This is a genomic window from Paenibacillus sp. FSL F4-0087, from assembly GCF_038020215.1.
Classification (GTDB): Bacteria; Bacillota; Bacilli; order Paenibacillales; family Paenibacillaceae; genus Paenibacillus; species Paenibacillus taichungensis.
Genome location: NZ_JBBODJ010000001.1, coordinates 5,274,636 through 5,292,272, shown reverse-complemented (window position 1 = coordinate 5,292,272; position 17,637 = coordinate 5,274,636). Strand labels below are relative to the sequence as shown.

Here is a 17,637-nt window from a genome sequence, read left to right as displayed (position 1 = left end):
GGAACCGGGCTATTCATAATGTGACAGTGGTCGGTGATATTCATATACAAGCTAAGTGGTCAGTACTCGCGGCATATATTCTGCATACGCGTCATTAATGAATTGCTCATGTAATCGACTGCTGGCAATAATGGCTTTCCGCTTGGCTTTTAAAACAATCTGCTCCACATCCGCATAACTGCATCCTGTGAGGCGTTCACACATGAATTCTTCCAGTCGGCTCTCCTGCTCAAACTGCCCCATCAGCTTGTTAATATATAATCTACGGCTCGAGTCATCCGGCATCCCATAAGTCATTTTGGTATCAACTCGCCGCCATATCGCATGATCCAGCTGTGTCTCCAGATTTGTAGCGGCAACCAGAATGCTGTCTCCATCGAATTCATCAAGACACTGCAACAATGTATTGACGACACGAGCCATTTCTTTAACCTCATCATTACTTTCACGTGTACGACCTACGGCATCAAATTCATCTAGAAATAGCACACAGGGGTTAGCCCGTGCATATTGGAATAGTTTACGGACATTGCTTCCCGTCTCCCCAAGATGGCTATGAATAATGGCATCGAGTCTCACAAGAACCAGCGGAAGCTGAAGTCGGTGTGCAAGATGGAAAGCAGTTAGTGTTTTGCCTGTTCCCGGAGGACCAAACATCACCATTTTGTTCGGCATTGGCACATCATGTTCTGCAAACTGATCTTTCATGCCGAGAATGGTAATAAACTCCTCCACCACCCGTTCATTGTCTGCGGAGAATACAATATGTTTTGCCTTGCGCCCACACTCTTTCGGTGAATAAAAAGCGGCCATATCGATGCCTTTAGCTCGGGGTATCCGATTTATATGGTTGGTTTTGCTCATCGTTGATCGTTCTCCTTCTTCTATGTCTCAAGGGATCATCCAAATTAAATACTGTCGATTCAATCTCATTCATAAGTTAATGATCTTTTAATCGTAATTATTACTATTAAATCATAACATAATATGGCCTCTTTGCAAAGTTTATGTGACTTGTCCATCATTTTGCGTAAGGTCTCGTCCAATTTGTTGCAAGCGGCAGTAAAATTTGCTATTCTAAATGTGCATCGTTGTGTATAACGCAAAAAAGCCCTCTATTTACTGGAGAGAGCACAAAATTTTTCCAGATTTGCAAGCGGCAACTTGCCAATTCCGGATGTCATTTTTATACCAACGAATGTAATCCAATCAAAGTGAGGTTATCAATCATGGCAAAAGACGTATTATGTGAGGTTAATTCATGTCGTCACTGGGCTCAAGAAAACAAATGCAACGCATCTTCAATCTACATCGTGAGTCACAGTTCCAAAAAAGTAAGTGAATCCGCTGAAACGGATTGCAAAACATTTGAAGTAAAATAAAAATTCAAATTGTACAAGTTAAAGGAGCCCTCGCGGTTCCTTTTTCTTTTTCTATTGTAACAAGAATGATAATTATTATCAAGCTCTTTTCTACAAAATCTGAACTCCCTCTCTTCATGCACATTGGACTGCCTATTGACGTACACTACGAGAGCAGTCAAACTGCCCATGAACGAATAGATCATAGAGGTGAGTAACGATGCCCGTAAAAAGTGGCAAACAGTATATCGAACGGATCGATGCACAGACGGTCCCCTGCTGGTACAAAGGGGAGCTTGTTACTGGAAAACGTTCTGAACATTTTGCGTTTGCAGGTTTGATGGAAACACAAGCGAAGTTGTACGATCTTCAGTCTGATCCACATTTAATCGATACGATGACTTATGCATCTCCTGCTGACGGAAAACCAGTAGGGATGTCCTTTCTGCCTCCAACCAGTGTGGATGACTTGCGCAGACGCCGAGAAGCAATGAATATTTGGTCAGGGACTCACCATGGTTTTTTGGGACGATCACCCGATTATATGAACACAGCAATTATGGCCTTTTATACTGGGGCAGATATCCTTGAAGAAGTATCGCCACAATACGCCGAAAATCTGAGAAACTACTATGCCTACTGCCGGGATAATGATATCACCCTCTCCCATGCCTTTATCCAGCCCCATGCCAGTAAAATTTCGGGACAATTGGACGCGACCGAAGATGCCATTGCCGCCAAAGTGGTTGATCGCACTGAAGAAGGTCTGATCATTAATGGTGCATTCATGATGGCCACTCAGGCCGCCACGTCAGACGAAATCCTGGTTTATCCTTCCCCTTCACCGGCACCGTTCGACGAAGAAAATCCGTTTGCTTTTGCTTTTGCTGTACCAAATGACCTGCCTGGTATTAGTCTGATCTGCCGGGATACCTACGCCGCCGAGTCCAATTTCAACTATCCACTCAGTTCCAGATATGAAGAGATGGATAACATTGTAATCTTTGATCATGTGCTTGTTCCTCATGAACGGATATTCTTCGCCGGTAATGAGGAAATGTCTGGCCGACTCTTTAGCGGAAGCCATTTTCACATCCACGCAGGACATCAGGTCGTATGCCGGTATATCGCCAAAACGGAATTTGTTCTGGGCACCATTCAGTTACTCGCTGACACGCTCGACCAAGCTGCTGAAACGCATGTGATAGAGAAAACAGCCAGGGTGCTCGCCGGTCTTGAAACGTTAAAAGCACTGGCTCTGGCAGCAGAAGCCGGTGCTATGGAAGATGGACGGGGATTTATAATACCTGCCCCCAAACCGTTAATGGCAGCAAACCTTTTATTCCCCAAACTGTATCCAGAGATGATTGAAATTTTACAACTCTTAGGATCCAGCGGTGTAATTATGGTGCCACAGGAAGAAGAGTTCCACTCGAATATCGCACCTCACTTGGATACGTACCTTAGAGGAACCGATATGGTATCTCAGGAACGCACAGCGTTGTTTCGTCTGATCTGGGAGCTTGGAGCAGGATCATTCGGAGGCAGACAGACCCAGTTTGAACGGTTCTTTTTTGGCAACTCGATCACCGTCTCGAACCGGATGTATTCAGCAGTCTTTGCAGATCAATCGTATCGTCAACTCGTTCGTAATTTTATTGCCAAAACCGGCAAATAAATGAGGAATGACTGATTCCCTCGTTTAAACCAGATGGTCGTAGACCGTCATCAGTTCAGAGGCTGGTCTGCCTGCGTCGGTATCCCGAAGTGCAGACTGGTCTCCGTAACCGATGTGGAATACACCCAATACCTTTTCCTCACGAGTTAAACCCATCAAATTCATAAATACGGGATGCTGTTGATAATCATTGATCTTCCAGACGGCATTCAAACCTTGTTCCGCTGCCAGGATGCAAAAACGTTTGCTCCAGGCTTTTGCAGGCAATAAATTGTCCTCCCTGGCACTTGAAGGGGCGACAACAACCAGATGTGCCGGAATAGCTTCTGTATATTGATATGTAGCCCAGTCCCCGTAACGATCTGCCAAATGTGGTGGGTAACTCTGTCTGACCGCCTCCAGATACAGTTGACGTCCTTCATTCGCGAACAACATAAACCGCCAAGGCTCTGAACTTATCACATATAAAGATGGATCTGCTTCATCCAGCAACCGTCTTATAACCGACTGTGGTACAGGCAACGGGCTGAATTCACAAGTTCCTGTACGTTTCTTGCCGTTTACTGCATCTTGTCTCAAACCGGTAGACATGGATCATCCCTCCCTAATCTGCACGATATATCACAACATCCATTGTCTTGCTTACATCAACCAGTTTTTTTTGGGTTCAGTCTCACTTCTCCACCGATCGACCTCTTCATGAACTCTGGCTTTATCCCGAACCGTAAATTGGTCAGACTCCACCTTCTCTGTGCTCGGAATGCTGTCACGAATCAGTCGAATATAATCCATCGAACGGACAAGCGATTGACGTCCCGGGATATATCGAATCTTGCGCCCTTCAAGCAAACAATAGATTTCGATCATGCCTGGCAGCTTGCCAAATGCTTCCCAGCAGAACACACTCACCATATGCTGGAACGCCTCAACCACATTTGGATCATGGACAACCATATATTTTTGGATGAGCAGTGAATCCCAGCCCTCTGGCTGCCAGGCAGCCTGGAAGATCATGGACAGATGCATCGACAAGGTAGGAAGCTCCGTTCGCCATTGTTCAAATAGAATGGTCGGATGCTTCAGATCATCGTTCATCGCAATTGCAAGGGATAATTCATCCGTAATTTTGTTTTTTACATCCCAGTAATGAAGTACCGATTCAAATCCGGTTGCCTTTCTAGGCCACCACTTTTCGAGTAAATATTGTACAGGCACCTCTTTGCGCACTTCCAGGTCCATACTGTAAAAAGCATTAACTGCATGGCTGACTGCATATTGTACACGGTGTCTCCATTGCAGCGGTGAGCGCTGTTCAGCCTCCGGTTCCGGGCGGATGAACCGATGCGGGCTGCGCAACATCTCTTCCAATCTGTAATCTTCAAGCAGCCTTACCGGGGTGTCTGACATTCCCGGCTGAAGAGCCGCCTGAACATTATGTCTTAACATGAGTCCTTAGGACACCTGTAATCCGGCAGCAGCAAAACGTTTGCCAAAGTCACGGCACGTATCCTTCTCCTGCTCCATCGGACTGTATTCAATCTTCAGCATCTCTGGAGATACCTCCGCCCCACGTTCCACCAGCTTTGCTGCCGCAAGATCAACGGCTCCGCAGTACTGCTCGTAAGAAGTATCCCCGCTTCCGAACACTGCTGCCCGTTTGCCACTCAGATCTAGCTCATCCAGCTCTTCGTAAAAATCGAGGAATTCATCCGGCAGTTCACCGTCTCCCCACGTGTATACTCCAATGAGAAACCCGTCATAATCAAGTACATCAGCTGCATTGCAATCCGTTACGGACTTGAGATCCACTTCATGCCCACCTTGTTTAATTCCTTCGACGATCAGTTCCGCAATCTCTTCCGTATTTCCTGTCATACTTGCATAAGCCACTAACAATTTAGCCATCTATTTTTCCCTCACTTTTTATTGATCATGTCATACTGTTCCTGAAGAAGTAACATTTGAATTTATCAAAATCATATGTGATAATGATTATCATTGTCAAATTAAATTTTCAATCGGTTTCCATTTCAGTATATGGTGATGGACCAAATTCAACACCATATTAGGCACTGCACCCTTTCAGGCGCCTACCACAACTGGCGTACAGGCCCTTTTTTGTTGTACAATAGTATCCAAATGACTTTTGAAGGATGGATAAATCATTATGTACGTAGCAAAGAACTGGAAGGACTATGAAGTAATCGATACAGGAGGCGGCGAAAAGCTGGAGCGTTGGGGCGATGTGATTTTGCGTAGACCCGATCCACAGATCATTTGGCCCCTTGAAAAAGAAACCAATGAATGGCGCCAGGTTCACGGCCATTATCACCGCAGTTCTTCGGGCGGCGGCAGCTGGGATATGAAAAAACCGATCCCAGAACGCTGGACCATCGGATATGAGAACCTGAAATTTCATATTAAACCAACCAGCTTTAAGCATACCGGTCTGTTCCCTGAACAAGCGGCTAACTGGAGCTGGATGATGGATAAAATCGCAGGAGCAGGTCGTCCCATCTCTGTACTGAACCTGTTTGCATATACAGGCGGCGCAACAGTTGCTGCAGCTTATGCCGGAGCTTCAGTTGTTCACGTGGATGCGGCTAAAGGCATGGTACAGTGGGCCAAAGAAAATGTTCAATTATCCGGCCTCGCGGATCGTCCTGTTCGTTTCATTACAGATGATGTTTTCAAATTCGTACAGCGCGAACAACGTCGCGGCAATCGGTATGACGCGATTATTATGGACCCTCCTTCCTATGGCCGCGGCCCTAACGGAGAGACATGGAAGCTGGAAGAGAACCTCTATCCTTTCCTTAAATCCTGTATGGAAATTCTGTCCGATAACCCATTATTCATGCTGGTCAATTCCTACACAACCGGGATTTCGTCTACCGTTCTGCGCAACATGCTGACAATGACGATGTCTGCCCAATACGGCGGTCAAATTACAGCTGGTGAAATTGGTCTTCCAATTACCCGTAGTGGTCTGGATCTGCCATGCGGCATCTTAGGCCGCTGGGAGTCCTGATTATGTCCGAACATTCGCAAACAATGGGAGATATTCCGATTCTGTTTGAGGACAATCATCTGTTAGGCATCACGAAACCGGTCAATGTACCTACCCAGGAAGATGCATCAGGTGATCCGGATTTGCTTACACTGCTAAAACAGGATTTGAAAGAACGCTATAACAAACCTGGCAACGTCTATCTCGGATTAGTACATCGTCTTGACCGCCCCGTTGGTGGTGCCATGATTTTTGCCAAAACATCGAAGGCGGCTTCAAGATTATCCGAGACGGTTCGGGGACGTCATTTCCGCAAAATATATGCGGCTGTTGTACATGGCAAGCTGCCTGCACAGCAAGGAACGTTAAAACACACGCTGCTGAAAGATGCACGTACCAATACCGTTACCGTTGTGCCTAAAGGTACCGCCGGCGGTAAAGATGCTGTGTTGGATTACCGGGTCATCGGCGAAACCGACCGTTACAGTCTGGTCCACATCGAACTTCACACAGGCAGATCACATCAGATTCGGGTCCAAATGAAAGAGATTGGCTGCCCGCTGTTCGGAGATCAAAAGTACGGTGCAGGTGTGAATAAGCCTGGACAACAAATATCTCTCTGGTCTGCCATCGCTGCTTTTCCCCACCCGGTAACAAAGGAAGAAATTGTCCTGCAGTCCCTGCCTCCCCGTGAATTCCCATGGGCAGAGTGGCCGGCAGCTGTGTATGATAACGTATTTAAAGCAGAACATTAATTGATATTTAATATAATCATTCACAGGATCAGGTCAAATCTGACCGTAAACCGTGTCATCCAGATTCCTTATCTGAATGGCGCGGTTTTTTTACTCCAATGGAAAGGAAGACCTACTATGACACCTTTTACGAAACAGGTCGTCGCCATCATCGCAGCAATCCCGGAGGGAAAAGTCATGACGTATGGACAGATTGCTGCTCATGCAGGCAGCCCGAGAGCTGCCAGGCAGGTTGTACGCATTCTGCACTCCATGAGTCGGAAGGAGCGCCTTCCCTGGCACCGCGTCGTCAATGCCAAAGGTCTGATAGCCATTCCTGACGAGCATTCACGCCTCATGCAAGAAACGGAGCTCATTAGCGAAGGCGTTGAATTCCAGATGGATGGAAGCATCAACCTCAAACTCTTCGGTCATGATCCTGGTCCTACCTTCCTCCTTGATCTATCGACCGATCAAGAATAAAGTCAACACAAGGCATAAACAAAGAGAGTTCAAGCAGTGTGATCTGCCTGAACTCTCTTTTGTTTATATAAGACCTTTATTGAATAAATAATAACAGTAATCTAGCCTGATTTATGCTGTTGCATTCACTTTTTGTTGCTCAGTTGTTACAGGTTCTGTAGCCGGTTTTGTTTTACGGATAAAGAACGCCAGCAGCAAAGCAACTACAGTCATAGCAGTCGCTACAACAAACGCATAGTTTACGCCGTAGATTGTTGCATCTGCGGTAGCACGAAGCATTGCAGCCTTATCATCTGTAGCGATTTGGCCTGTAGCCAGAGTATCTGCCAGATGAGATTTCAGTTTACTACTCATAATCGTAACGAGAATGGCTGTACCAATTGCACCCGCAACCGTACGCAATGTGTTGGACATCGCTGTACCATGTGCATTCAGGCGCTGTGGAAGCTGATTCAGACCCGCTGTTTGAATTGGCATCATCAACATCGACATACCGAACATACGAGCTGTGTAGATAAACATCATGTAACTATAAGTAGTGTCAATCGACAGGCGGCTAAGCCCCCAAGTTGTAATAGCCGTAATTGCAAGGCCGGCAACAGACAACCAGCGTGCTCCGACTTTATCGAAGATGCGACCTGTGATTGGAGACATAATCCCCATCAAGATGGCGCCTGGCATCATCAGCAAACCAGATTCAATTGGTGAGAATCCACGAATATTTTGCAAGAAAATCGGAAGCAAAATCATACCTGCGAACATCGCCATTGTAACAAGCATGTTAATGATCGTTGTCAATGTATACATGTTGTATTTGAAAATACGGAACTCCAACAGCGGGTGATCGGTTGTCATCTGTCTAATTACGAACAGGATCAGGGATATGGCCCCTACGACCAGACAAGCAATTACAATTGCACTGCCCCATCCGTCTGTACCCGCATCACTGAAGCCGTACAACAAGCTACCAAAACCGAGTGTAGATAAAATAACACCTGGATAGTCCAATTTAGGTTTCGATTGACGTGTTACATTTTTGACAAACGCAATACCGATTGCAGTTGCAATAACGGAGAATGGCAAAATGATATAGAACAATAGTCTCCAGGAATAATGCTCAACCACATAGCCTGACAGTGTTGGTCCAATGGCTGGAGCGAGAATCATCGCGATCCCCATCGTACCCATGGCCTGACCACGTTTCTCAATCGGGAAGATCGTCAAGAATACAACTGTCATCAGAGGCATCAGAATTCCTGCACCGGCCGCTTGAATAACACGACCTACCATCAGAATACTAAAGTTCGGACTTAGACCGCAGACCAAGGTTCCTAATGTAAAGAGCGTCATAGCCGTAATGAAAATTTGACGTGTCGAAAATTTGGCGATCAGATACGCCGTAACCGGAATCAACACACCATTGACGAGCATATAACCCGTAGTCAGCCATTGGGCTTTATTCGCGCCGATGCCGAGGTCCTCCATAATTTTAGGAAGAGCTACGTTCATCAACGTTTGGTTCAGGAAGGCGACGAATGCACCGATTAACAATGCGGCCACAATCGGGCCTTTCTTAATATTGTCCATCGCTGAGGATGGCGCTGCTGCTGCAGTAGTACTCATTGGTTGTTCATCTCTCTTCCTTCTAACTTTTCAATCATTTGATTATGAATTCTTAGCAGGTGCTCAAGGTCTTCCTTCGGGATATCCAGAATAGGTGACACTCGCTCCATCCACAATTGGTGTGTTTCCTGCTGGGCCCGTTCCCCCTTGCCCGTAATCTGAAGCTTTACGGATCGACGGTCCGAGTCTGAACGGGTTCGAACAATGTACTCACCCTTGACCAGACGCTCCACCACAGCGCTCATGGAGCTGCTGCCCATATGACAGAGCTCAGCCACTTCATTGATACCGATCGAAGGGCGCTCTCTCAAAATGGATAACACCATAAATTGAATCGAAGTGAGCTCAATTTCCTTGTTTTCATTCCAGAATGCTCGGAAGAGCATTTGATTGACCTGCCTAAACGAATTAATAATGTAGAATACTTCATATGTGTCAGACATTAATTCACCCTTTTACTTATGGAATATAATATTTCGTACACGAAATATCAGGGGAACAATTACTTATTATAACAAAAATATTTACATAGTCAACTCTTTACATATAAATTTTTAGAGATTATTCTCAGGCATTCAAAGCAGGCAAAACTCTTTAAAATACACATCAATAAAAAATAACCATAGCCCTCCTGCATGTTCAGCAAGAGTTCCATGGTTACTATTATTTCTCCTGTCCATCGTCGTTAAGATGTGGACAAGGCATGCTCTTTTGTTTTTGGTGTCGTCATTTTGCCTAATAGATATACCAGCAACTGCTGGTTATGCATTGAAATATTGCTGAGAACGGAATTCATAAATTCATTGCGAATGGTAATTCCGCGCTCAGTCTCCATGCGTCCCTTATCAGATAGGGATACCCATACAATTCGTCGATCCTGATCATCCCGATCCCGGCGAATCAGTCCGTTTTTCTCCATACGATCCAACAACATCGTTACTGCTGCGGGTGTTGTAGCCAGAAAAGGAATCAGATCGGATGGTTTCATCTTCTCGTGATCCTCAAGAACCTCCAGTACGGCCAGCTGCGCCTCTGTTAACGAGGGTGCCAGCTCATGATCCATATGCAGCTTGTAGTCCTTGGTCAGCCTCGACCAGCACTTGGCAAAATCGGAATTATACATCTTGAATCGCTCCTCTCTGCAACCGGTTATCACTTCACCTGCTTAAGTTTTCGCCCTTCAAAGCCGCATTCCTGCTGCCTTTTTTCAATTTCCTAGCGATCGACCGTAATCGACGAAGGTTGTTAAACTTCGCATGGTGGTCCTCTTTTAATCCGCGTCTGAACAACAAAATAAGACTCTTCACATGACAGGTTTCCCTGCTCTGTAAAGAGTCTTTATTGAATCCTGATTAGGAGGAAGAAGCTGCCTGATTCTCTGTAAGATCCATGATAAGCTCCACAATTTCATCCTGTTTGTCCACATGCACAAGCAATTTACCAATATGTTTCCGTTCAGTAATAGGTACAGCTTCGGAAGAAATATGATGTGATTGACCTTCCTTGGTCATCACCGTTACATTTCGTTGTTCCCGACAATAGAACGCTCCAGCAATTCGGCTACCGTTCGGTTTCACCCGTTTGCCTTCCTTGAATTCAAATGTTGCCAGTCCCTTGCCGCCACGGCTCTGCAGAGCATAATCCAGCAGTAACGAGCGTTTGCCATAACCCAAGTCAGACAATATAGCAACCTCACCTTCATCGCCTTCCACCCACAGAACAGATACAACTTCATCCGTTTCTTTTAACTGAATACCACGTACGCCTCCAGATACACGCCCCATCGGATTTACTTCATCCTCACGGAAACGGATAGCCATGGCTTCTTTGGTGATCAGCATGATATCCTTGCCACCTGTACTTAGATGAACGGATAATACCTCATCATCTTTGCCGACTTTGCATGCGGCTACTGCGCCGGAACGCTTGGTGACGTATTCCTTCAGCTCGGTACGTTTAACCTGTCCTTTGCGGGTGACAAAGACCAGACTATGATCCGGCTCTTCGAAGGATTTAACAGCAAGCACACTTGAGATCCGATCGTCTTTTGCCAGCGGAATAACGTTGACGATCGCCGTCCCCGGGTCTTTCCACTTGAATTCCGGTACCTGATGCACAGGTAACAGGAAATACTGGCCTTTTTTCGTAAATACAAGCAAGTTCTCCAGCGTGTTAACTTCAAGGACCTGAGCGATATAATCGCCTTCCTTCACACCACTTGCGTTACGTTCCCCGCCAGATCGTGTGAATGACTGCATGCCTGTACGCTTGATGTATCCCTCTTTGGACAAAGTGACAAATACATCTTCCGCGTTCACCAGCACTTCCAGATTAACCTTGAGTTCTTCCACTTCGCCCTGAATAGCTGAGCGACGGTCAATTCCGTATTTCTCACGAATCTCCATCAGCTCTTTACGGATGACTCCGATCAGCTTGCGGTCACTATCCAGAATCGAGCGTAATTGCGCGATCTTCTTCATCAGTTCGCCGAGTTCCTTTTCCAGAGAAGTAATCTCCAGATTGGTCAATCGGTATAATTGCAAAGTCAGAATGGAATCCGCTTGACGCTCGGAGAAACCAAACATCCACATCAGGTTATTTTGAGCATCCTGACGGTTCTTCGAAGCTTTAATAGCCGCAATGACCTCATCAAGGATGTTAAGAGCTTTTACCAGACCTTCCAGGACATGTGCACGGTCTTCCGCCTTCTCCAGCTCAAAGCGGGTACGGAACGTCACAACTTCACGCTGATGGGCAATATAAGCCTCGAGGATTGATTTCAATCCCAATTGCTGAGGGGCTTTGTTTACAATCGCAACCATATTGAAGTTGTAAGTGACCTGCAAGTCGGTTTTCTTCAGCAAATAAGCCAAAATACCTTGTGCATCTGCTTCTTTTTTCAGCTCAACCACGATCCGCAGGCCTTCACGCCCACTTTCATCCCGTACTTCGGCAATTCCTTCAACCTTTTTCTCAAGCCGAATGTTCTCCATCGCTGTAACCAGACGGGATTTTACGACCTGATAAGGGATCTCGGTAATCACGATTTGCTGTTTGCCACCGCGCATATTCTCGATATCGGTTTTGGAGCGGAGATAAATCCGGCCTTTACCTGTACGGTAAGCATCCAGAATGCCGTCGCCGCCCATGATTAGCCCACCTGTCGGAAAATCCGGACCTTTCATAAACATCATGATCTCATCCAGTTCAATCGACGGCTTCTCCATCACAGCAATACAAGCATCAATGGTTTCACGCAAATTATGTGGAGGAATCTCCGTTGCAAAACCAGACGATATCCCACTTACACCATTGACCAGCAGGTTCGGATAACGAGATGGTAATACAACCGGTTCTTTGGCGGTATTATCAAAATTATCCTTAAACAGAACAGTCCGTTTCTCGATATCGCGAAGCATCTCCATTGCGATGGGCGACAAACGGGCCTCCGTATACCGCATGGCCGCTGCCGGGTCATCATCCTGTGACCCCCAGTTTCCATGACCGTCCACGAGCATATGCCCCATTTTCCATGGCTGTGCCATCCGTACCATACCATCATAGATGGAGGAATCCCCGTGAGGATGGTAATTACCCATAACATCCCCAACTGTTTTTGCGGACTTCCGATATGGTTTCTCCGGTGTATTACCTGAATCGTACATAGCGTAAAGAATACGCCGCTGCACCGGCTTCAATCCATCCCGTACATCGGGAATGGCCCGGTCCTGAATAATGTATTTGGAGTAGCGACCGAAACGGTCACCTACGACCTCTTCGAGAAAGGCCGGCATAAATTGTTCTGATAGACTCATTCCAAGCACCTTCTATTCTTCGTACTCTGTAAAGTCGACGTTCTCTACAATCCAGCGTTTGCGCGGATCAACCTTTTCACCCATGAGTGTAGATACACGACGTTCCGCTTTTGCTGCATCGACAATTTCTACTTTGAGCAATGCGCGTGTTTCAGGGTTCATCGTTGTCTCCCACAGTTGATCCGGGTTCATCTCGCCAAGTCCTTTATAACGTTGAAGCTCCACATTGTTTCCAAATTCTTTCATGTAATTCGCCAGCTCTTCATCAGTCCAGGCATAACGTACACTAGCCATTTTTCCTGATTTGCGTGTGAGTTTGTATAATGGCGGCTGAGCGATATATATTTTGCCTGCATCAATGAGCGGTTTCATATAGCGGTAGAAGAAAGTCAGCAACAATACCTGTATATGTGCGCCATCTGTGTCGGCATCTGTCATAATTATGATTTTGGAATAATTGCTGTCTTCAACTGCAAATTCGGTTCCAATACCTGCTCCAATGGCCGATGTAATGGCACGATATTCTTCATTTTTGAGGATATCAGCCAATTTCGCTTTTTCCGGATTGAGTGGTTTACCCTTAAGCGGGAGTATCGCCTGAATCTTGGAATCACGCCCCTGTTTGGCTGACCCCCCTGCGGAATCCCCTTCGACGATAAACAATTCATTCCGGGTAAAATCCTTGGATTGTGCCGGAGTCAGTTTGCCGTTCAGGTTGGAGCTTTCACTACGTTTTTTGCCGGTTCGCATCTCATCCCGAGCTTTTCGTGCAGCTTCTCTGGCTCTGGAAGCTTGAACCGCTTTGCGAATCAACGTTTGCGCAACCTGCGGGTTTTCTTCCAAAAACCGTTGGATATTCTCGGACACGACAGAATCTACTGCGCTACGCGCGGAAGCGCTACCGAGTTGATCCTTCGTTTGTCCTACGAATTCAACCTCCGACATTTTGACACTGATGACTGCCATCATACCTTCACGAAGATCATTACCTTCGAGGTTTTTATCTTTTTCCTTAATCATGCTGGTACGCCGTGCGTAGTCATTCATCACACGTGTATAAGCTGCTCTGAATCCGGTCTCATGTGTACCGCCGCCCCTAGTGGGAATCGAGTTCACGAACGACGCCAGCGTTTCAGTATAACCCGCGTTATACTGAATCGCTACTTCGACCTCAATGTCATCCTTCTCCGCATAGAAGTGAATGACATCATGCAGCACATCTTTATTTTCGTTAAGAAAAGCAACAAACTGGCTTGCTCCGCCTTCGTACATGTACTCATCCTGATTGCCTGACCGTTCGTCCTTGAGCACAATTCTCAGACCCGAATTCAGAAAAGCAATCTCCTGAAGACGTTCTGCCAGTGTATCATAATTAAATTGAATGCCGTTCTGGAACACCCGAATATCCGGTTTAAACGTAACTTTGGTTCCCGTTCGATTGGTATTGCCCAATACTTCGAGACCAGACACCGGTTCTCCGACATGCTCAACGCCTTTTTTGTCTTGCCAATACTCGAATCGTTGACGATGAATCTTGCCATCACGGAAAATCTCGACTTCAAGCCATTCGGACAATGCGTTTGTAACTGACGCACCTACACCGTGCAAACCGCCGGATTTTTTATATCCTGATCCACCGAACTTTCCGCCTGCGTGCAAAATCGTAAACACGACCTGGGGAGTAGGAATCCCTGTTTTATGTATACCTGTCGGAATTCCCCTTCCGTTATCCTGAACCGTAACAGAACCGTCCTTATGCAGCGTGATATCGATTTTGGAGCAGAATTTGGCGAGATGTTCGTCGACAGCGTTATCCACGATTTCCCATACCAAATGATGTAGACCCGAAGTACTGGTGCTGCCGATGTACATCCCCGGCCGTTTCCGTACCGCTACCAGTCCTTCAAGTACTTGAATGTCGTCCGCGTCGTAGCCTGAAGACCCTTGTCCTCCGCCTGTCGAACCTGCCGACATATCGATTTGCTCGACCATTCATGCTCCCCCTTCTTAACTTGCAACTAAAAAAATGCCTGAAATGCAAACAGATGTTTTCTTATCCTTGTCCATTTTAATTCAAGATATCCCGTTTCGTAAAGACAATGAATGACACAAAGAGTGAAGCAATGCCCCAAACACTAAGCACAATAAGGGAAAAACCTAAATTCATCCCTTCGATTGGTGGCAATCCGCCAGACAAATAATTCGGAAGTTCAAGGTTAACCATAAACAAATATTTGGCTGACTGCCAGGATGCAGCCATACTGGTGAGAATAGTTCCTGCTATGAGTGCTGCCATCATGATGACAATACTTGCTGCTGTACTTCGCACTAATACAGAGACCATGAAGGCAAGCATCGCCACAATGATACTGACAAACCAGATCAGCCCTGCCTGCATTAGCATATACAACCACTGGTCCACAGCATGGACTGCTGACATATCGACATCTGTACCCACAACCTTGAATCCGGTAAAGATCGGCATACCGAAACCTTTATATCCGAATACCGCTCCCGAGATGACATAACAGATAACGTACGCCGACACCACAATAATCGACACGAACATAATCAACGTGATGAGCTTACTCAGCAACACTTTCCAACGTTTGACGGGACGGGTCAGAAGCATTTTAATCGTACCTGTGGTGCGCTCACCAGATACCAGATCCGAAGCAATCGCCATAATGAGCAGTGGGATAAACAATCCAACGGCGTTATTCATGAATTCCCGCGTAAAAGTTACACCACCAGGCTCCTTCGGATTGATGTCATTCTCCAGATAGTATTGCATTTGCTGGATGTACACAGTCCTGTACTTTTTGTACTCTTCAGGTACCCGGTCACTGCCAAGCGAGTTCTGATTATCCGTAATGGCTTGTTGCAGTTCAAGCCGCCAGTCGCCGCCAAACTTGTCACGATTATTTTCCGCAGATTTCATCTGGGCATACGTAAACATCGGAACCAGGACCGCAAGTACGATAAAAATAATATAAAGACGTTTTTTCTTTACCATCTTGATCGTTTCGTTTCGGATCAGCGGCATGATGTTACTCAATGGATTCACCTTCTGTCATTTTTAAGAATAGCTGTTCCAGCGTAGGCTGAATCCGCTGCACTCCTTCAACCTGAATTCCGGCTTTCACCATTTGCTGGACTAGGGCCGGAATCCGATCTTCATGCATTTCAGCAACGACCGCATTCAGACCAAGCCCTGCAACAATGGTATCGTCCATAACATCAGCAGGCCGATCCACCAGCGAAATACCTGCATTCAACAGCATTTTTTTACCTTCCTCCAACGGAGTAACATGCCATATTGCCAATTTGGAATGGTCTTCAATCAGTTCATTGACGCCGCCAACTGCAAGCACTTGCCCGGCACTGATAATTGCCACCCTGTCACAAAGAAGCTGGATCTCGCTGAGCAAATGACTACTGACGAATACTGCCATGCCTTCGCTTGCAAGCTGTTTGATAAAGACACGAAGTTCCTTAATCCCTTTGGGATCAAGTCCGTTCGTTGGCTCATCCAGAATCAGCAGCCGTGGGCGACCAAGCAATGCCTGTGCAATGCCAAGTCGTTGACGCATCCCCAGAGAGTAGGTTCTTACTTTATCATGAATCCGCTGATCGAGGCGTACAATATCTACAACTTCCTGAATACGGTCATTATCCACCCCTGGTTGCATACGTGCAAAATGTTCAAGATTCTCCCATCCGGTCAAATACGTGTACACTTCCGGGTTTTCAACAATGGAACCCACATATTTCAGGGCCCGTTCAGGATCACGGTTGACATCATACCCACAAACTTGAATTTTACCTTCTGTCGGTTTAATCAGATCGACTAACATCCTAATGGTTGTTGTTTTCCCGGCACCATTAGGTCCCAGAAAACCAAAAATTTCGCCTGGTTTAACGTCAAAAGTAACATCCTTAATAATCCATTTGCGTCCAATCTTTTTCTTCAGATGCTGCACGGACAATACGGAATCAGTATGTTCTTGTGCCATTTATTTTCCGCTCCCTTCTGCTGGAGTCTCTGCCTGATATTCCTGTGCAATTCGAACCGCAATTTGCTCGTACCCTACTCCATTGGGATGGAAATGATCTGACGACAAATATTGTCCCAGATGATTTTCAAACAGATCAAATGTAGGCACAAGTGTCATTTTGTCCTCGTTGTTCAGAACCTTCATTGCAGCATCGTTCCATGCAGCTACAACCGCATTTCCTGGCTCTTTGAGTTCTTTTACATCCCCAAACGGATTGTATAACCCTATGTAGACAATCTGTGCATCAGGGTTAATTTCTTTCACTTTCTTCAAAATCTCCTGCAAACGCTTCGACGTCTCCGGTAATGCCGCAGCAAGTGTCTCTGCCGTTGGAGCGTCTTCTCCCTGTAGAACCTGTCCACCCTGGAACAGATCATTGGCTCCGATCGACAACAGAATAAAGTTGGACTGTTGTAAGACATAACGTACGCCCTGTTCATCTAGCTTGCTCAACAATGCGTCTGTTCTCAAACCATTCACACCCATATTGTTAAGCACTTGCACATCATATCCCTGATCTTTGAGCAAATTACCTGCCCGCCTTACAAAACCAAGTCCCTCATCATCCCCCGTACCTCTTGCCAGGGAATCACCGATTACAGCCATTCGAATTTTGCCATCTTTCACCACAGGTGTTGATTGCCCGCTATCCTTGGCAGGTGTCGTTGTCTGCTGTCCTGTGCCTAATTGGGCATCTCCCTCAGGAAAAATGACGTCTTTAATGGCGTATCCAAATCCAAATAACAGCAGTAATGTTGTCAATATAGATACAGTGCTAATGGTTCTCCAGATCCATGGCGCTGAATCAAGATTTCTTTTTTTCATTCATCACATCTCCGCTCATGTACACCTGGCTGGGTGCTTAAAATTTAAAA

At 46.1% G+C, this 17,637-nt stretch carries 17 protein-coding genes; 5 read left to right on the top strand and 12 right to left on the bottom strand.

From position 1 onward, the window contains the following. Positions 1 to 51 precede the first annotated feature (51 nt). Positions 52 to 864, bottom strand: coding sequence for an AAA family ATPase (locus MHB84_RS24375; protein WP_076289004.1), 813 nt, complete (start codon positions 862 to 864; stop codon positions 52 to 54). Positions 865 to 1,229: 365 nt separating this feature from the next. On the opposite strand from MHB84_RS24375, the gene MHB84_RS24370 reads away from it, so the two are divergent. Both MHB84_RS24370 and MHB84_RS24365 read left to right on the top strand, forming a co-directional pair. Beyond that, the gene (locus tag MHB84_RS24370) at positions 1,230 to 1,382 is read left to right on the top strand and encodes a DUF1540 domain-containing protein (RefSeq protein ID WP_072733378.1); all 153 of its coding nucleotides are present in this window, start codon (positions 1,230 to 1,232) and stop codon (positions 1,380 to 1,382) included. 199 nt (positions 1,383 to 1,581) lie between these two features. Beyond that, a complete protein-coding gene (locus MHB84_RS24365) occupies positions 1,582 to 3,039 on the top strand; it encodes a 4-hydroxyphenylacetate 3-hydroxylase family protein (RefSeq protein WP_076289003.1) in 1,458 nt (485 codons plus the stop codon). A gap of 24 nt (positions 3,040 to 3,063) precedes the next feature. Here MHB84_RS24365 and MHB84_RS24360 read toward each other — a convergent pair whose 3' ends face one another. From MHB84_RS24360 to MHB84_RS24350, 3 genes are read right to left on the bottom strand one after another with little or no spacing between them, the layout of a single operon-like run. After that, positions 3,064 to 3,630 carry a nitroreductase family protein gene (locus MHB84_RS24360; RefSeq protein WP_076289002.1) on the bottom strand — a complete coding sequence of 189 codons (567 nt, stop codon included), beginning with the start codon at positions 3,628 to 3,630 and terminating at the stop codon, positions 3,064 to 3,066. Between the two features lie 51 nt (positions 3,631 to 3,681). Then, on the bottom strand, positions 3,682 to 4,485 hold the full coding sequence (locus MHB84_RS24355) for a hypothetical protein (protein WP_076289001.1): 804 nt from the start codon (positions 4,483 to 4,485) through the stop codon (positions 3,682 to 3,684). A gap of 6 nt (positions 4,486 to 4,491) precedes the next feature. Further along, positions 4,492 to 4,944, bottom strand: coding sequence for a flavodoxin (locus tag MHB84_RS24350; protein ID WP_064636952.1), 453 nt, complete (start codon positions 4,942 to 4,944; stop codon positions 4,492 to 4,494). A gap of 262 nt (positions 4,945 to 5,206) precedes the next feature. On the opposite strand from MHB84_RS24350, the gene MHB84_RS24345 reads away from it, so the two are divergent. The 3 genes from MHB84_RS24345 (at position 5,207) to MHB84_RS24335 (ending at position 7,266) form a co-directional block, all read left to right on the top strand. Next, positions 5,207 to 6,070 carry a class I SAM-dependent methyltransferase gene (locus MHB84_RS24345; RefSeq protein ID WP_024630567.1) on the top strand — a complete coding sequence of 288 codons (864 nt, stop codon included), beginning with the start codon at positions 5,207 to 5,209 and terminating at the stop codon, positions 6,068 to 6,070. A gap of 2 nt (positions 6,071 to 6,072) precedes the next feature. Continuing rightward, a complete protein-coding gene (locus MHB84_RS24340; protein ID WP_076289000.1) occupies positions 6,073 to 6,804 on the top strand; it encodes an RluA family pseudouridine synthase in 732 nt (243 codons plus the stop codon). Positions 6,805 to 6,921: 117 nt separating this feature from the next. After that, positions 6,922 to 7,266 carry an MGMT family protein gene (locus MHB84_RS24335; RefSeq protein WP_076288999.1) on the top strand — a complete coding sequence of 115 codons (345 nt, stop codon included), beginning with the start codon at positions 6,922 to 6,924 and terminating at the stop codon, positions 7,264 to 7,266. A gap of 111 nt (positions 7,267 to 7,377) precedes the next feature. On the opposite strand, the gene MHB84_RS24330 is transcribed toward MHB84_RS24335, so the two are convergent. The 8 genes from MHB84_RS24330 to MHB84_RS24295 form a co-directional block, all read right to left on the bottom strand. Further along, the gene (locus MHB84_RS24330) at positions 7,378 to 8,889 is read right to left on the bottom strand and encodes a DHA2 family efflux MFS transporter permease subunit (RefSeq protein ID WP_076288998.1); all 1,512 of its coding nucleotides are present in this window, start codon (positions 8,887 to 8,889) and stop codon (positions 7,378 to 7,380) included. Then, a complete protein-coding gene (locus tag MHB84_RS24325; protein ID WP_076288997.1) occupies positions 8,886 to 9,332 on the bottom strand; it encodes a MarR family winged helix-turn-helix transcriptional regulator in 447 nt (148 codons plus the stop codon). Before MHB84_RS24325 ends, MHB84_RS24330 begins: the two co-directional genes overlap by 4 nt. A 242-nt stretch (positions 9,333 to 9,574) precedes the next feature. Continuing rightward, entirely contained in the window at positions 9,575 to 10,012 is a 438-nt protein-coding gene (locus MHB84_RS24320; RefSeq protein WP_063563171.1) for a MarR family winged helix-turn-helix transcriptional regulator, read from the bottom strand. A gap of 229 nt (positions 10,013 to 10,241) precedes the next feature. Further along, positions 10,242 to 12,704, bottom strand: a complete 2,463-nt coding sequence (gene gyrA / locus MHB84_RS24315) for a DNA gyrase subunit A (RefSeq protein WP_076288996.1) — start codon at positions 12,702 to 12,704, stop codon at positions 10,242 to 10,244. A 12-nt stretch (positions 12,705 to 12,716) separates the two neighbouring features. Then, entirely contained in the window at positions 12,717 to 14,696 is a 1,980-nt protein-coding gene (gene parE / locus MHB84_RS24310; protein ID WP_076288995.1) for a DNA topoisomerase IV subunit B, read from the bottom strand. Positions 14,697 to 14,772: 76 nt separating this feature from the next. Next, complete coding sequence (locus MHB84_RS24305) at positions 14,773 to 15,762, bottom strand: ABC transporter permease (RefSeq protein ID WP_063563174.1); 990 nt, start codon at positions 15,760 to 15,762, stop codon at positions 14,773 to 14,775. Continuing rightward, positions 15,755 to 16,720, bottom strand: coding sequence for an ABC transporter ATP-binding protein (locus MHB84_RS24300; protein WP_076288994.1), 966 nt, complete (start codon positions 16,718 to 16,720; stop codon positions 15,755 to 15,757). Before MHB84_RS24300 ends, MHB84_RS24305 begins: the two co-directional genes overlap by 8 nt. Next, a complete protein-coding gene (locus tag MHB84_RS24295) occupies positions 16,721 to 17,587 on the bottom strand; it encodes a GDSL-type esterase/lipase family protein (protein ID WP_076288993.1) in 867 nt (288 codons plus the stop codon). Positions 17,588 to 17,637 lie beyond the last annotated feature (50 nt).

Excerpts from the sequence above, each read along its gene's own strand:
- MHB84_RS24375 (WP_076289004.1), bottom strand. The coding sequence starts at position 864 with ATGAGCAAAACCAACCATATAAATCGGATACCCCGAGCTAAAGGCATC.
- MHB84_RS24370 (WP_072733378.1), top strand. The coding sequence starts at position 1,230 with ATGGCAAAAGACGTATTATGTGAGGTTAATTCATGTCGTCACTGGGCT.
- MHB84_RS24365 (WP_076289003.1), top strand. The coding sequence starts at position 1,582 with ATGCCCGTAAAAAGTGGCAAACAGTATATCGAACGGATCGATGCACAG.
- MHB84_RS24360 (WP_076289002.1), bottom strand. The coding sequence starts at position 3,630 with ATGTCTACCGGTTTGAGACAAGATGCAGTAAACGGCAAGAAACGTACA.
- MHB84_RS24355 (WP_076289001.1), bottom strand. The coding sequence starts at position 4,485 with ATGTTAAGACATAATGTTCAGGCGGCTCTTCAGCCGGGAATGTCAGAC.
- MHB84_RS24350 (WP_064636952.1), bottom strand. The coding sequence starts at position 4,944 with ATGGCTAAATTGTTAGTGGCTTATGCAAGTATGACAGGAAATACGGAA.
- MHB84_RS24345 (WP_024630567.1), top strand. The coding sequence starts at position 5,207 with ATGTACGTAGCAAAGAACTGGAAGGACTATGAAGTAATCGATACAGGA.
- MHB84_RS24340 (WP_076289000.1), top strand. The coding sequence starts at position 6,073 with ATGTCCGAACATTCGCAAACAATGGGAGATATTCCGATTCTGTTTGAG.
- MHB84_RS24335 (WP_076288999.1), top strand. The coding sequence starts at position 6,922 with ATGACACCTTTTACGAAACAGGTCGTCGCCATCATCGCAGCAATCCCG.
- MHB84_RS24330 (WP_076288998.1), bottom strand. The coding sequence starts at position 8,889 with ATGAGTACTACTGCAGCAGCAGCGCCATCCTCAGCGATGGACAATATT.
- MHB84_RS24325 (WP_076288997.1), bottom strand. The coding sequence starts at position 9,332 with ATGTCTGACACATATGAAGTATTCTACATTATTAATTCGTTTAGGCAG.
- MHB84_RS24320 (WP_063563171.1), bottom strand. The coding sequence starts at position 10,012 with ATGTATAATTCCGATTTTGCCAAGTGCTGGTCGAGGCTGACCAAGGAC.
- gyrA (WP_076288996.1), bottom strand. The coding sequence starts at position 12,704 with ATGAGTCTATCAGAACAATTTATGCCGGCCTTTCTCGAAGAGGTCGTA.
- parE (WP_076288995.1), bottom strand. The coding sequence starts at position 14,696 with ATGGTCGAGCAAATCGATATGTCGGCAGGTTCGACAGGCGGAGGACAA.
- MHB84_RS24300 (WP_076288994.1), bottom strand. The coding sequence starts at position 16,720 with ATGGCACAAGAACATACTGATTCCGTATTGTCCGTGCAGCATCTGAAG.
- MHB84_RS24295 (WP_076288993.1), bottom strand. The coding sequence starts at position 17,587 with ATGAAAAAAAGAAATCTTGATTCAGCGCCATGGATCTGGAGAACCATT.